The organism is Roseibium sp. R5 (genome assembly GCF_055755305.1).
The window spans coordinates 184,820-198,819 of record NZ_CM146910.1 but is presented as its reverse complement, the minus strand read 5'-3'; the positions used below and the strand labels follow the sequence as shown (position 1 = coordinate 198,819).

Annotated in this window: 12 protein-coding genes; 5 read left to right on the top strand and 7 right to left on the bottom strand. The window is 57.0% G+C overall.

Annotated features, from left to right (window positions below; genetic code table 11):
- Nucleotides 1-21: 21 nt before the first annotated feature.
- The 4 genes from AC0J4F_RS00970 to AC0J4F_RS00955 all read right to left on the bottom strand — a co-directional run bounded on the left by AC0J4F_RS00970 (nt 22) and on the right by AC0J4F_RS00955 (nt 4,455).
- Complete coding sequence (locus AC0J4F_RS00970) at nt 22-966, bottom strand: LysR family transcriptional regulator (RefSeq protein WP_133948479.1); 945 nt, start codon at nt 964-966, stop codon at nt 22-24.
- A gap of 216 nt (nt 967-1,182) precedes the next feature.
- Nucleotides 1,183-2,520: a H(+)/Cl(-) exchange transporter ClcA gene (gene clcA / locus AC0J4F_RS00965; RefSeq protein WP_473025148.1), complete on the bottom strand. Its 1,338-nt coding sequence runs from the start codon at nt 2,518-2,520 to the stop codon at nt 1,183-1,185.
- A gap of 178 nt (nt 2,521-2,698) precedes the next feature.
- Complete coding sequence (locus AC0J4F_RS00960) at nt 2,699-3,469, bottom strand: L,D-transpeptidase (protein ID WP_133948475.1); 771 nt, start codon at nt 3,467-3,469, stop codon at nt 2,699-2,701.
- A gap of 248 nt (nt 3,470-3,717) precedes the next feature.
- Nucleotides 3,718-4,455, bottom strand: a complete 738-nt coding sequence (locus AC0J4F_RS00955) for a DUF2927 domain-containing protein (RefSeq protein WP_209002310.1) — start codon at nt 4,453-4,455, stop codon at nt 3,718-3,720.
- A gap of 256 nt (nt 4,456-4,711) precedes the next feature.
- Here AC0J4F_RS00955 and AC0J4F_RS00950 point away from each other — a divergent pair, with 256 nt between their 5' ends.
- A complete protein-coding gene (locus AC0J4F_RS00950) occupies nt 4,712-5,467 on the top strand; it encodes a protein phosphatase CheZ (RefSeq protein WP_133948473.1) in 756 nt (251 codons plus the stop codon).
- Nucleotides 5,468-5,606: 139 nt separating this feature from the next.
- Nucleotides 5,607-6,275 (top strand): DNA-3-methyladenine glycosylase I, encoded by a 669-nt coding sequence (locus AC0J4F_RS00945; RefSeq protein WP_133948471.1) that lies wholly within the window; start codon nt 5,607-5,609, stop codon nt 6,273-6,275.
- A gap of 19 nt (nt 6,276-6,294) precedes the next feature.
- On the opposite strand, the gene hisG is transcribed toward AC0J4F_RS00945, so the two are convergent.
- Genes hisG through hisS form a run of 3 tightly spaced genes read right to left on the bottom strand, consistent with a single transcriptional unit; the run spans nt 6,295 to nt 9,967 of the window.
- On the bottom strand, nt 6,295-7,263 hold the full coding sequence (gene hisG, locus AC0J4F_RS00940; protein WP_133948470.1) for an ATP phosphoribosyltransferase: 969 nt from the start codon (nt 7,261-7,263) through the stop codon (nt 6,295-6,297).
- A 3-nt stretch (nt 7,264-7,266) separates the two neighbouring features.
- Complete coding sequence (locus tag AC0J4F_RS00935; RefSeq protein ID WP_473025147.1) at nt 7,267-8,421, bottom strand: ATP phosphoribosyltransferase regulatory subunit; 1,155 nt, start codon at nt 8,419-8,421, stop codon at nt 7,267-7,269.
- 1 nt (nt 8,422) lies between these two features.
- On the bottom strand, nt 8,423-9,967 hold the full coding sequence (hisS, locus tag AC0J4F_RS00930; RefSeq protein ID WP_473025146.1) for a histidine--tRNA ligase: 1,545 nt from the start codon (nt 9,965-9,967) through the stop codon (nt 8,423-8,425).
- A 372-nt stretch (nt 9,968-10,339) separates the two neighbouring features.
- On the opposite strand from hisS, the gene AC0J4F_RS00925 reads away from it, so the two are divergent.
- The 3 genes from AC0J4F_RS00925 to AC0J4F_RS00915 all read left to right on the top strand — a co-directional run bounded on the left by AC0J4F_RS00925 (nt 10,340) and on the right by AC0J4F_RS00915 (nt 13,907).
- Nucleotides 10,340-11,500, top strand: a complete 1,161-nt coding sequence (locus tag AC0J4F_RS00925; RefSeq protein ID WP_473025145.1) for a glycosyltransferase — start codon at nt 10,340-10,342, stop codon at nt 11,498-11,500.
- 7 nt (nt 11,501-11,507) lie between these two features.
- Complete coding sequence (locus AC0J4F_RS00920) at nt 11,508-13,007, top strand: ArnT family glycosyltransferase (protein WP_473025144.1); 1,500 nt, start codon at nt 11,508-11,510, stop codon at nt 13,005-13,007.
- A 102-nt stretch (nt 13,008-13,109) separates the two neighbouring features.
- Complete coding sequence (locus tag AC0J4F_RS00915) at nt 13,110-13,907, top strand: ChbG/HpnK family deacetylase (RefSeq protein WP_209179343.1); 798 nt, start codon at nt 13,110-13,112, stop codon at nt 13,905-13,907.
- The last annotated feature ends 93 nt before the right edge of the window (nt 13,908-14,000 follow it).

The window sequence follows — 14,000 nt, the reverse complement described above, 5'->3', positions numbered from 1 at the left end:
CGACCCGCGAAAGCTTCTCCCTCAGCTCGCTTTCGCAGCTCTCGGCCGGTGCAGCCAATCCTCCAAACCGGCATCCCAATAAGGCGAAGAGCCGTAAAGGGCAGCAAGGAAGTCTATAAACACCCGAACTTTCGCAGGCAGGAACTGCCGACTTGGGTATACCGCATAAAGCCCCACATCTTTGGAGGCCCTATACTCAGGCAAAAGGATTTGCAGCTTTCCCTCGCGCAACTCCGGTCCGATGTCCCAAGTCGATCTCAACGCAATTCCAATGCCTGACAAAAGGCATTCACGGACCACTTCGCTGGAGTTCGTCTTAACCGGTGATTGTGTCCGCACGGTCTCAATGCCGTTTGGCCCCGCCAGCCGCCATGGATCCTGATTGGCAGCTGCCAAAGTCACGTGATTGGCAAGAAGGTCGTCGATGGACTGGGGAGTGCCGTATCTTTCCAGATACTCGGGACTCGCACACAAGATGCGATGAACCGGAGCAAGACGCCGCGCAACGAGGCTTGAATCACTGAGTTCTGCGATCCGAATTGCCAGGTCATAGCCTTCGCCAACGATGTCAACGAACTCGTCCGACAGGTCCAGATTGATGGAAAGATCAGGATTGTTGGTCAAAAACTTGCCGACGTGTGGAGCAATGTGCAGTCGTCCAAAGGAAGTGGGGACAGCAACTTTCAGGTGACCGCGTGCTTTTGCGGATCCGCGGGACACAAATGATTCAGCTTCTTCAACAGAAGCAAGGATCGCGATTACGCGTTCATAAAAGCCCTGGCCGGCTTCTGTCATTGCAATCTGGCGCGTGGTTCGTTGAAGCAGGCGACTGCCGAGTTTTTCTTCAAGTCGGCGGATGCGTTTGGAAACAACGGCCGGTGACAGGTTCATTTCGCGGCCCGCCGCCGACATGCTGCCCGCACTCACGACCCTTGCGAAAATCTCCATATCCGTCAGGTTGCTCATATTTAGACTCTCAGAACACAACAGTTGTGTGTTGGTATCGGTTTAGCCGCGCTCGAAATCGGCCGTATTCAAACTTTTTTGGCCGCTACATGTTGTTACGCGTTTTCAGCTCATCCAGATCAGATAGTGGCCGCAAACTGGAAGGAAACCTCTTAATGTCGGCTGTCCTGTCCCTTGTCCGGACTTCAAAAAGGCCTGCAGGTAGCTGAATAAGGCTTAGCTTTTTCGTGTGCCAAGTTGGACCGGGGTCTTGTCTGGCTCAGCATCGGGGGCCTGTCCGGCAAGTCTCAAGGTCCGTTCCAGCAACTGCTCATAGATAGGCCGTCCGCCCAGATGATGCGCGGTCAATGCTGCAACGGTGCAGGTTACAAGGACTGGCAGGATCAGCGCATATGCACCGGTGAGCTCCATGACCAGGACCACTCCGACCAGTGGCGCGCGAACGGAAGCTGCAAAAAAACCACCCATGGCCGCAATCGCACAGGCAGCTTTGAAGTCGGCATCGCCGACCGGAATGATGTCCGTCGTGATCACTCCGAAGGCCAGACCCGCGCAGGTCGCAATCGAGAGCATCGGTGCGAATATCCCGCCCGGCACGCCCGAGGCATAAGAAAAGAGCACGCCGCCGAACCGGAACAAGGTCAGCAGCAAAAGCGCGAGAATGCCGTAATCCTTGGTCACAAGATCCCGGACGAGATCCTCGCCGCCACCCGTTGCATCGGGAAACGCGACAAGCAGTATGCCGGTCGCAGCGCCAATCATCATGGCAGGGATCCAGCGCGCGCCCTTCGGAATGGCGTGGAAGAGGTCCATGACCTTAAAAAGCGCCCAATTGAAAAACACGCCCAGGAACCCGAGGCACACGCCCAAGAGCCCAAGAAGGGGAAAACTCCAGACCGGGATGTAAGTGACTTCAATGAGAAGTGGCGGGCCAATATGCGTCAATTGTTCGGTGATGGCCGCGCTGAGGATCGACGCGATGATGACGGCCATGTATGTCCGGTAGCCAAAGGGAAACTGCCGGCGGGTTTCTTCGACAATAAAGAGGATCGCCGCGAGCGGTGCATTGAACGCCGCCGCCAGCCCTGCCGCTGCACCTGCCGCGAGCAGCCCCTTGTGGTCTGCCGACTGCAATCCTTGTGATCTGGAAAGCGCTTCTGCGGTCATCGCGCCCATATGAATGGTTGGCCCTTCGCGGCCGAGAACCAAACCGGAGCCGAGCGCGAGCAGGCCGCCAAAAAATTTCACCACGAGAACCCGTGCCCAATGCAGCGGGCGTTTGTCTTCCATCGCCCCTTCAATTTCCTGGATGCCGCTGCCAGCGGCTTCTGGGGCAAAGCGGGCGACGAGAAAAAAGGCTCCGGTAACGCAAACTGCGGAGACGACCGCTGAGACGACGTAAGTCAGCATGCCCGAGCCGATGCTCGTACGCAGGTTGGCATAGGTCGAGATGAGAATTTCCACACCGGAGTGGAAACCTGTGGCCAGACCACCGACCAGAATCCCAACAAGAGCAGCCTTCAGAAAGTACGGAGTGTCTGAGGTTTTCAGCAAAGTTGGGGCTTTCAAGAGTGAGCGAGAGGCCGAAGTCTAATTGCGGCGGAGCGATGAGCATAGTTTCGCACCGATTCCGCTGTTGCAGCAAGAAGTCGATCGCAGGCCGTACCCGCTCAAACGCAAAAACGCGCAGCTGAAGCCGCGCGTTTTGGATGGCTGTTGCGGGTGGCCGTCTTTAGATGACGTGCACCGTTGTGCCAACGCCGACCCGCTCATAAAGATCAATGACATCTTCATTGCGCATGCGGATGCAGCCGGAGGAGACGGCGTGCCCGATCGTCCAAGGCTGGTTGGAGCCGTGGATCCGGTAAAGTGTGGAGCCAAGATAAAGGGCGCGTGCGCCAAGTGGGTTGTCCGGTCCGCCAGCCATGAAGACCGGCAATTCCGGGCGCCGTTTGCGCATGGCTGCCGGTGGGCGCCAATCCGGCCACTCGGCCTTGCGGGTGACCTTGTGCGACCCGGCCCATTCAAAGCCCGGCTTTCCAACACCAACACCATACCTGCGGGCGGTCCCATCGTTCTGGATGAGGTAGAGATACCGGGCATTTGTATCGATCACGATCGTGCCCGGCTTGTACTTGCTGTCATAGCTGACGATTGTCGGCAAAAACTGCGGAGCAACCTGGCGGGTCTGAGCACGCTGTTGTTGCTGCTGCCGAACGGGCTGTTGGCGCGGCGACCACCAATTGGCCCGCTGAACACGGGGCTGTTGGACCTGGCGTTGAACCCGAGGCTGCTGAACTTGCCGCCGCGTGGGGGCAGCGGTGCGCCGCTGCACACGCGGCTGGAGCTGCAGCATCCACGGTTCGGTGAGATTTGGGCTCAAGACGAGCGGCGGTGGTGACACCTGGCCAGCTGCGGCAGGACCGGACGCAAACCCGCTGGCCACAAAGGCGAGACCAACAGCAATCACCGCGACAGGCACGGATTTAGACAATGAGAACATGGCACAACTCGTTACTTATGGATAACCACGTTCAGCGGAACTTTCGCCCCGCCGGTTAACGGATTGGCAACGATGATAGGTGTGCGGGCTGTGCCAAAGATGAATCAACGGCATCTGGGGCCGACATTCGGCATTTATGGTTATTTCTTGGTTGAAGAACGAGATGAATCGAAACTTAAGATGAATGACGTACTGCTCAGAGCCAGTTTATGGCCATTGAGAACATGAAGGTTTTGATGAAAGGTTGGTTAACGCACGCGTCTGCGGGCATCGCGCGCGATTTGAAGCAGAATGTCTTGTGTTTGCTTCACGGACATGCCCGGCTTGATCCGCGGGTCGTAAAGCATGTTCAAAATGATCTGGTCGAAGACCGTAAAACGGTTGTGACGCGAGGAATCGTTAAAGACCGAATGCACCAGTTTGTGATTGTCATTCATGGGACCAAGCCCCTGCAGCACTTCTTCCACAAGGCAGCGCTGAAACAGGAATTCGCCTTCATCAGAAACGATCACCGCTGCTGATCGCTTTATGCCGTTCCGGCCTGAAATGACGCGGACTAGGCATCGACCGGGAACCTTTGCCTTCGGGTTCTTGTAAATATCGGTCCGCACCACCGGTTTGTATTGTTTGCGGTCAACAACATAGATCTCGAAATTTGCGTCTGCTGGCCGCCTGACGACCGTGGCAGACAAACCGCTCACCCGCCGGTCAATCTCCTTTACAAAGCGACGGACTGTGGCCGTTCGGTCCCGGCGTGCAAGGTTATGGATATAAAAGCGGACCGGTGTCGTGAATTTTTTGACCAGGTAAGGCCGCCATCCCCAACTGCGATGTTCAAGGCCGAAGACAGTCTGTTCAAATCCGAACATGATGTCTTCGGTCGTAAAGGCTTCACTCGACGCCCGGGCTGGCATGCTTGCCGACAAAGCCAACATTGCCATTAAAATCAGGATCTTGCGCATCATGTTCGCTGCAATGGACTTCACTCCGATCTATGCCGAATTCAGATCACGCCCCCGGCAACTTGTCCAGCCCAATACCGGGATGCGATCTTCAACCGGCACCAGCTTGTTTCTGTTCTAGGCAGTGTTGGCAGGGTGCGAGTGCGCCGCCTTGTAACCAATGCGGGAAACCATTGGCCGATGTTGTTAGTATCGAAAAAACAATTCCTTAAGCTTCCGTCGGTATAAGGGCCAAAGCGTTATGAGAACAAGCCTGCAGGGGCCAGGGACGGGAGTAGGTATGACCGCTGTGAAACGATCCTTCCGAGCGGAAACCTTAATACGTATGGAATCCGTATCGAACACGGACCCTGCGTTTGCCGAAGAGCGTCGGCATCAGGAAGTTTTAGCTGAACTCTCGACCTTAAAGGCGATGATCCAATCGGGCGAAGGTCAGCAGCAACAAGCTGCGCTCGACCCGGAAGCCATGAGCCAGAAGTTCATGTCCGAGTTCCGCAAGGAGCTTTCGGAAGCGGCAAAGCTCAAGGTGGAACTGGACGCGATCTATGAAGCGATCGCCCAGACCAAGAAGGAAATCGCAACCCTGCACCAGAAGACCGGTTCGGAAGGCGAGGATATGACTCGCGTAACGAATGAGCTTGATGCGGTCGTGGTCGGGACTGAAGGCGCGACAGAAAGCATTCTGTCAGCCGCCGAGTTCATTGATGAAACCGCGAACACTCTGTCCGCCCGTCTGAACGGGCAGGATTCAGAGCTTGCCGGTGACATCCAGGACCGCGTAATCAAGATCTTTGAGGCCTGTAACTTCCAGGATTTGACCGGTCAGCGGATTACAAAAGTGGTCGGTACACTGCGCTTCGTTGAAGATCGCATCATCCAGATGATGGACATCTGGGGCGGCATTGAGAGCTTCAAGGACATTGAAGTTGAAGAAGCCAAAGCCGCGGAAGGCGATGCTGCGCTGCTCAATGGCCCGGCACTGGAATCCGATATCGATGTTGCAACCCAGGACGACATCGACGCGCTCTTCGCGTAAATAATTTCCAGAAGATCTACAAGACCCGGCCACTGAGCCGGGTTTTTTGTTGATTGCACACCGGAGTCACAGATTGCGCCTCTCCGCTATCTCGTGTAGCAAATGACGTGGAACAAAACGTGAATAATTGAGAGGCGCAATGGTCGAGGCAGGACTAACCATCAAGGCAGAGCGGGATCCCGAGACCGGTCTGCTCCTTGGGGCCGATGGCAAGCAGCGCTGCTGGTGGCATGGCAATTTGCCAGACTATTTGCATTACCACGACACGGAGTGGGGCTGGCCGGTGGATGATGACCGGCGTCTTTTTGAAAAAATCTGCCTGGAAGGGTTTCAGTCTGGTTTGTCTTGGCTGACGATCCTTCGAAAACGGGAAGGGTTTCGGGCAGCCTTTGCCAACTTTGAATTTGAGGATGTTGCGAATTTCACGGAAGCGGATGTTGAACGGTGCTTAGGCGATGCAGGGATTGTCCGTCACCGCAAGAAAATCGAGTCCACGATCAACAATGCGAAACGTGCCATTGAGTTGAAAAAAGAGTTTGGATCTCTGGCGGCCTATTTCTGGTCCTATGAGCCGAAGTCTGAAAACCGTCCGTCAGAAATCACCTTCGCGGTCGCCAGAACACTTGGCAAAACAGAAGAAAGCACTGCGCTGTCGAAGGACCTCAAAAAACGGGGCTGGAGCTTCGTTGGTCCAACCACAGTATATGCCTTCATGCAATCCATGGGCATGGTCAACGATCACCTGGAAGGGTGCTGCTGCCGGGAACCCGTTGAAGAGGCACGCAGAACATTCAAGCGGCCACGGTGAAGCGGGTTTGGGTTGGCTGTTAACCGCCAACTTTCTCCTTCAGCGGTGCAAACAGTGGATTGTCTTTCGAAAAGACGTAATCGAGCGTCTCCACCGTCACGGTGTCTGCGCCCTCTGCGATCAGCAACTTGGCGCAGGCAGCGACAGCGTCCTTTGGGCACAACACGCTCAAATAACCGGTCGATCCCGATTCTGAGAACCGCTGCATCGCGCCGACATTGCTAACCGCCCGAAGCGCCTGCGTCCGGTCATCGACCACAGCCTTGACCAGTTTCACATTGCGCGCGGCTTCTTCAGCTGCGACCCGGTCGAGGATTTCCCGCGCCCCGCTGAGGGCCGTTTCCGACCAGTCAGCATTGAGGGAGGCCACCAGATTGGCCTGGCTCATCAGCATCACGCCATCAGACAAAACCTTCAGGTTATTGGCCTGAAGGGTTGAGCCGGTGGAGGTTATGTCGACGATCAGTTCTGCAGAGCCAGCCGCAGGAGCGCCTTCGGTGGCACCGGCGCTTTCCACGATCCGGTAATCGGCGATGCCATGTTTTGCAAAGAAAGCCCGGGTCAGGTTGACGTATTTGGTGGCGACACGCAGACGCCGGCCGTGGCGGTTTCGGAAGTCGGACGCAACATCGCCGAGATCCGCCATGCTTTCCACATCGATCCAGGATTTTGGGACGGCAATCACGACATCGGCGTGGCCGAACCCGAGCGGTGTCACGATGTGGACGGCACTTGCCGGATCGGCAATGTTTTCATCGACCAGATCCAGTCCGGTGATGCCGAAATGGACAGCCCCGTCGGCCAGTGCGCGGGCGATTTCTGAAGCGGACAGGAAGGCGATCTCCACCGACGGCAGGCCTTTGATGGCACCGCGATAATTCCTTGCCCCGCCCGGCTGCGTTACTTTCAAACCGGCACGGCCGAAGAAGGCATGTGTGTTTTCCTGAAGCCGTCCCTTGGATGGAACCGCGATCACAAGTTTGCTCATGGGTTAGCCTCCGATCCGAGCTGCAATCCGGTCCAGCCACATGGAAAATCCGATCGCCGGAACATCCGTTTTAGCTCCAAGCAGGGTGACCAGTTTGTCATAACGGCCACCACCGACGAGAGGGCCATCGTGAGATCCTGTACCGCCATGGATTTCGAAAACAAAACCTGAGTAGTAGTCGAGCCGCCGTCCGAAGTCGGCCGCGAACGCCAGCCGGGCCGGATCAATGCCCTTGTCCTTCAACGCTTCCAAACGCTGCTCAAACGCTGCAATCGGTTGGTTCAAGTCCAGGTCGTACTCTGCCGCAAAAGACTTGAGTGCCGACACCGCGTTGGCGCCATCCGACTTGATCGCGAGATAGCTCTTGAGAGCATCCGCTGCCTCCCCGTGTCCGGCGGTTCCCCGGGTCAAAGCGGCTTGCTCCAGAAAACGGTCGGCGATTTCGGCAGGCGTCCGCCCGCCAACGGCGGAAATTCCGGCAATCGACAAGAGATCCTCGACCACCGCATGTGCTGCTTTCGGATCAGCGCCTTCAAGCGCTGCGAGAAAGCCGAGCCGCACGTCGCGGGTCTCGTCGTCGCTTGTCGTACCACCGGCCATCCGCTCGACGGCTGCTGCCAGCTTGTCGGTTTCGCCAAAAAGGTCACGCAGGCGGCGCTGCCATACGGCTGGGAGACCGAGCCCCGTAAGTACAGCTGCAAAAATCGTCTCATCGCCAATCCGGATGGCGACATCCTGAAGACCGAAGGTGCTCAGGGCTTCAATCGCCAGGGCCAACAAGTCAGCGTCGGCTTCGGCAATATCAGTCCGACCGAGGCTTTCTGCGCCCATTTGCGGGATCTCGCCAAGTCCGTCCGGACGCTGGCGGAACACAGGGCCATGGTAGCAGTAGCCCGTCGGCAGGGCGTTGTCGCCATATGCAACGTGGTGACGGCAAACAGGGATTGTAAAATCTGGCCGCAGGCACAAATCCGCGCCGTCTGCCCCTTGAGTCAGGTAGAGGCGGCGGCGAATGTCCTCACCAATCAGATCAAGCAGAACATTTGCCGGCTGAAGCACGGGCGGCGACACTTGAGCGTGTCCGGCCGCCTGAAACAATTCCAGGACCGCATCAATTTTTGCTGGATCGAGAGCCGTTGTGTCGCCCGCGGTTGCCATATCAGTCCCCGTTTGCCTGTCTGCGGTCTTCGGCCTGCGCATCCAATATTCCACGAACGGTCTCGATTAGATCCGCCTCGTTGGCCGTGACCTGTGCCGGGCGGCTTTCCCGCCACGTGACATTGTCGACGTCTGTGGATTCAGAGGCCAGCCGGGCGCCTTCGATCAGGTCCTTGATCTGGATTTCGCCAGCCTCACGCTCGTCCGAGCCCTGAATGATGGCGATCGGACAACCACGCCGGTCAGCATATTTCAGCTGGTTGCCGAATTTTTTCCAGTTGCCCTGATACATCTCGGCCCGGATACCCGCCTGGCGCAGGTCCTGAACCATTTTCTGATAACGGCCGAGCGCTTCGGTGTCACCGTCCATGACAGTTACCAGCAGGGGTGCCACAACATCGGTAGTCTGCAGCTTGCCAAGGTTTTTCAGCGCGGTCATCAGGCGCGAGACGCCAATGGAAAAGCCGGTTGCAGGCACGTCGCGGCCAGTAAAGCGCTTGACCAGCCCGTCATAACGGCCACCACCGCCGACAGACCCAAACTGAACAACTTCACCTTTTTCGTTGGTGACGTCGAACAGGAGTTCGGCCTCATAGACCGGGCCGGTGTAGTACTCCAGGCCACGGACGACAGACGGATCGACCGAGATACGGTCGGATTGGTACCCGGCGGAAGTCACAAGATCCGAGATCAGTTTCAACTCGCGAAAGCCAGCCTCGAAACTCTCATTGATCGCAAATTTGGACAGCGCGGCGGTCTTGAAAGTCAGATCGTTTGTGTAATCGATCAGATCGTCGATCGCAGAAGCTTCCAGAATTTCGACAATGGCATCGATCGCCGGAGTGGAGAGCTTTGCACCATCGGTGTAGTCGCCGCTTTCGTCTTTGCGTCCGTCGCCCAAGAGGAGACGGACACCCTCGGTACCAAACTTGTCGAATTTGTCCATGGCCCGCAGGACAGTCAGACGGCGTTCCGCATCGTCCTCACCGCCGAGACCAACGGCTTCCAACACACCGTCCAGAACCTTGCGGTTGTTCACGCGGATGACGTACTGGCCGCGTGGAATGCCGAGGGCTTCCATGGCGTCCGCCATCATCATGCACATTTCAGCGTCGGCCTGGACCCCTGGTGCACCAACGGTGTCGGCGTCGAACTGCATGAATTGGCGGAATCGGCCCGGCCCAGGCTTTTCATTCCGGAACACCCAGCCATTGCGATAGGTGCGGTAGGGCAGCTGAATTTCGTTGATGTTTTCCGAGACATGCCGGGCGAGTGGCGCGGTCAGATCATACCGCAGGCTCATCCATTGCTCGTCATCATCCTGTACGGAGAAGACGCCTGCATTCGGCCGGTCTGTATCTGGCAAGAATTTGCCAAGGCAGTCGGTGTATTCGAAGGCCGGTGTTTCAACCGGGTCAAACCCGTAGCTTTCGTATACCTGACGGATCTTGGACAGCATCTCGTCTGTGGCACGAATATCGGCGGCAGAGCGGTCAACGAAGCCACGCGGCAAGCGCGCCTTCAGTTTGTTTGGTTTTTTAGCCATGAGATCTTTGTGTCCTGGCGGGTTTTCCGCGCATGCACCCTTTGGCGAACGCATCTGGAAAAGTCTTGTGATGTTGCCGGTTGTCCTAGACGAAAGCGGTTCTGAGAGCAAGCGCGGGAGCAGATCGCGCTGACAGGCAAAACACAGTCATTTTAACCGAGATGAAAAAAGTCCGCGCCATGCCTTGTTTGCATCACAGTCCGGGCTAAAAGGACGGCAACGGATTGCAGTCCCGATTGCCGCTGTTTGAGACAGGGCGATCGGTGCGTTCTTTCTTGTATTTAATCTGCGCCGGGCTATGGTCCGCGCGAGTGAGACCCGGCGCTCTGAAAGTAAGCGACTGGATCTGTCAGGCCTGGAATTGGAACAACTATGGACGGCGTCGTGAACCTGGTGGGTGATCAGGGCGGAGAGACCAGCGCACCGCGTTCTTTGAAACGCGAAGCGTTGCCCGCTGAGCTGAGCATCATTTTGCCAAGCTTCAACGAGGCCGAGAACATTCCAATCCTCATCGGCCTGTTGGACAAGGCGCTTGAAGGGGTTGCCTGGGAGGCGATCGTCGTTGACGACAATTCCCCGGATGGCACGACAGAAATTGCCCGGAAGCTGGCTCTAAGTGATCCGCGCGTGCGCGTGATCCGGCGTATTGGCCGGCGCGGACTGTCCGGGGCCTGTATTGAGGGGATCCTTGCCTCTTCCGCGCCGTATGTCGCTGTGATGGATGCCGACCTGCAGCATGACGAAACGTTGCTGCCCAAGATGCTTGCCGAAATCAGGACTGGTGATATCGACCTTGTGGTGGCAAGCCGGAAAGTGGAAGGCGGAACCGTCGGCGAAGGACTGTCCAAGGTCCGGGCCTGGGGGTCCAACATCGCCAACGGGCTTGCGCAGAAGCTTTTGAATGTAACACTCAGCGATCCTATGAGCGGGTTTTTCATGGTGCGCCGGGAAAAAGCCGAAGAGCTGGCCCCGAAATTGTCGCCGCAAGGCTTCAAGATCTTGCTTGATCTGGTGTCATCAGCTGCCGGTACGTTGAAGATCAAGGAGCTTCCATTCACGTTCCGCGAACGCCAGCACGGCGAAAGCAAGCTCGACACCCTGGTCACGCTGGATTACTTCGGCCTGCTGCTCGCCAAGTATTTCGGCGACATCGTCTCTGTCCGCTTCCTGATGTTCGGCCTTGTTGGTGCCAGCGGCCTTGTTGTTCACTTGGCAGCCTTGCGTGTGTTCCTGCTGTCTGACATGAGTTTCAACATGTCACAGACCTCGGCGTCCTTTGTTGCGATGACGTCGAACTTTTTCCTGAACAACCAGCTGACCTACCGGGACCGGCGTCTGCGCGGTCTTGGAGCGCTGATCGGTCTCTTGACCTTCTATGCGGTGTGTTCTGTTGGCGTTCTGGCAAATGTCGGTGTCGCCAACCTCATATATGCTGATCCGGCGTACTGGTGGTTTGCGGGCGCTGCAGGTGCGATCATGGGTGCTGTCTGGAATTATGCGGCAAGTTCTGCACTGACCTGGCGGAAAAGCTGAGGCATTCGTGGTAAACGCACACAGCTCTGAAGACTTGCCCTATTTTCTTCGGCCAGCTGGACTTGTGCTGGTTGTTGTCGCGCTGATGGCTCTCAAGGTTTTTGCCGCGAGCCACGCGCATTTTGTCGAGGATGAAGCCTATTACCGGATCTGGGGACTTTATCCAGCGCTCAGCTACTATGATCATCCACCGATGATCGGCTGGTGGATTGCAGCGGGACAGTCCGTTTTTGGAGACACCGTGTTTGCGGTACGGGCATTGGTTATCTTTTCCGGCCTGATCGGATCGCTGGCACTTTGGCGGACGGCCTCCATCCTGTTTGATGCCCGCGTCGCCGGTTGGGCCGTCCTGTTCTTGAACACCAGCTTGCTGGTCGGTATTGGCGGGATCCTTGCAACACCGGATGCCCCGTCGGTCCTGTTTTGGGGCTTGAGTTTTTGGGCGCTGGCCGAGCTTATCACTTCCAAAAACGCAAACTGGTGGCTGGTTATCGGATTGATGGCCGGGTGCGGGCTCTTGTCGAAATACTCGGTTTTGTTTCTCGGGGCGGGGATCGTGCTGTGGCTCTTGTGGGTTCCGGACGCTCGCCGTTGGCTGTTGACCTGGCAGCTCTGGGCCGGTGGATTGATTGCGGTCCTGACGTTTGCGCCGGTGCTCTACTGGAACCATCTGCACGACTGGGTCAGCTTCTACAAACAGTTCGGGCGCGCCGGCAGTGATGGGTATACCGCCAAGTACATCTTTGAATTTATCGGCGCTTTTGTCGGCCTGCTCAATCCGTTGATCGCTCTTTTGGCAGCGTTTGGCGCAGCCCGTTTGTTCGGCCGGTTTCTGAAACAGGATGCGGCCGCCTCCCTGATCATCCTGACCGTGCTGCCGTTCCTGATTTATCTTGCCTATCACTCGCTGCACTCGCGCGTGCAGGCCAACTGGCCAGCGCCGTTGTTTCCGGTGATTGCATTGATGGCAGCGGTCTTTGTAGGCGATCTTCAAGGCCGCTCGCGAAACTGGGTCAAGCTTGCCACAACCGGTGTCTGCCTTGGTCTTGTGATCGCGTTCGCCGTTCAGCTCCATGCTGTCTCGGCCTTTACAGGGCAGTTCGCGCGAAAAGACCCGACCCATCAGCTGCGCGGGTGGCAAGAGATCGGTTCAGCTCTCAAAGATGTGGTTGGTGACACGGATGCAGCCTTTGTTCTGACCTCCGGCTATGGCCTCAACGGTCAAATCGACTTCCTCATGAAAGACACGGTGCCTGTGCACCAGTATACCCAGCGGATCCGCTATATCATGGCGCCAGAGCCGCAAGGGGCTGAATTTGAGGGCGCTGGGCTTTACGTCGCTGAAAGCCGCCGTGATCAAGCGGATGTTCTAAAGGCCCGGTTTGAAACCGTACAGCAGGTCGCGGTTCTGGAGCGATTGGTGAAGGGTGTGCCTCTGGAAGAGCTGGTCGTCTATAGGCTCTCCGGCCGAAAAACGGATGCTCTTGATCCGCTAGAGACCAAGTAACGCCGACTCAATAAGCGACGGATGTCACGATAAGACTTGCAAAACTCTACGAAGTTTTGCAGGGAGGAGCGTGTCGTTTCTTATGTATCTTTACCGCGCTGCATGAAAAGAATTACGCTTGGAGCTTTGGACTACGGTCTTGCATTCGGGGTTGACCGCGCACTGCGTGATCTCGCCGAGCAAGGGCGTATCAGTGCGCTCGGCGCGCTCGTTGCGACGGACTTGTGGCCCCGAGAGTTCCGGCCGCTGATCGAAACCGTCAAGGCTTCAAGTTCACGCACACTCTTTGGGATTACGCTGGCCTTTACCGGCGACAGGGTATCGCCCGTCAGCAGCCGTATGCATCAGACCTATGGCGACCGGATGTTTTCCCGTTCGAAGATGAACCGCCTGGCGCTTTTGCGGCTTCTCCCCGATGAGCTGCTGTTGGAAGAAACGCTGGCGCAACTTGGCCGCTACACGGTCTTGATGAAGCGGCAGCCGGACTTCGTTGCCGTTCGAGACGGGATGCTGGCGCGCAGCAGTGTGGCCCGAACAGTTTTCAAGGCAATCGGACACGCCGGATTTGAGACGCCGCCGCATATCATTTCTCCGGTGCGGTCGGGCCTGAAAACACTCCGGCTTCAGCGCTTGGCGAAGCCATACGATTTGAAGTTCTTGCCCAAGGCAGATCCGCTGCCGGAGGTCAGTGACAGGGAAGAACTGCACCGTCTTCTGCACAATCATTTTGACGGGATGGCAGACATGAGCTTTGTGGCAGCCATCCCAGGCCGGGCCGACGATCGGTTACGCCGGGAGGAACCCAAAGCCAAGATCGCGATCCGAGAGTGCCAGTATGATGTTCTGGCGAGTGACCGTTTCTTTCACACGCTGGAAAAAAAGGATGTTTTCCTGAATTGAGGGCTTGGACAGCAAGCCAAACGAAAAAACGGCTCTGGGGGGAACAGAGCCGTTTTTCGTGGAGGTCCGGAAGAGGGGGAGGGGCAACCCCGC

What these genes read in the sequence shown, in the direction of transcription:
- AC0J4F_RS00925 (WP_473025145.1), top strand. Translation starts at nt 10,340, where the DNA reads ATGGACGGCGTCGTGAACCTGGTGGGTGATCAGGGCGGAGAGACCAGC.
- hisS (WP_473025146.1), bottom strand. Translation starts at nt 9,967, where the DNA reads ATGGCTAAAAAACCAAACAAACTGAAGGCGCGCTTGCCGCGTGGCTTC.
- hisG (WP_133948470.1), bottom strand. Translation starts at nt 7,263, where the DNA reads ATGAGCAAACTTGTGATCGCGGTTCCATCCAAGGGACGGCTTCAGGAA.
- AC0J4F_RS00945 (WP_133948471.1), top strand. Translation starts at nt 5,607, where the DNA reads ATGGTCGAGGCAGGACTAACCATCAAGGCAGAGCGGGATCCCGAGACC.
- AC0J4F_RS00970 (WP_133948479.1), bottom strand. Translation starts at nt 966, where the DNA reads ATGAGCAACCTGACGGATATGGAGATTTTCGCAAGGGTCGTGAGTGCG.
- AC0J4F_RS00915 (WP_209179343.1), top strand. Translation starts at nt 13,110, where the DNA reads ATGAAAAGAATTACGCTTGGAGCTTTGGACTACGGTCTTGCATTCGGG.
- AC0J4F_RS00935 (WP_473025147.1), bottom strand. Translation starts at nt 8,421, where the DNA reads ATGGCAACCGCGGGCGACACAACGGCTCTCGATCCAGCAAAAATTGAT.
- AC0J4F_RS00950 (WP_133948473.1), top strand. Translation starts at nt 4,712, where the DNA reads ATGACCGCTGTGAAACGATCCTTCCGAGCGGAAACCTTAATACGTATG.
- AC0J4F_RS00960 (WP_133948475.1), bottom strand. Translation starts at nt 3,469, where the DNA reads ATGTTCTCATTGTCTAAATCCGTGCCTGTCGCGGTGATTGCTGTTGGT.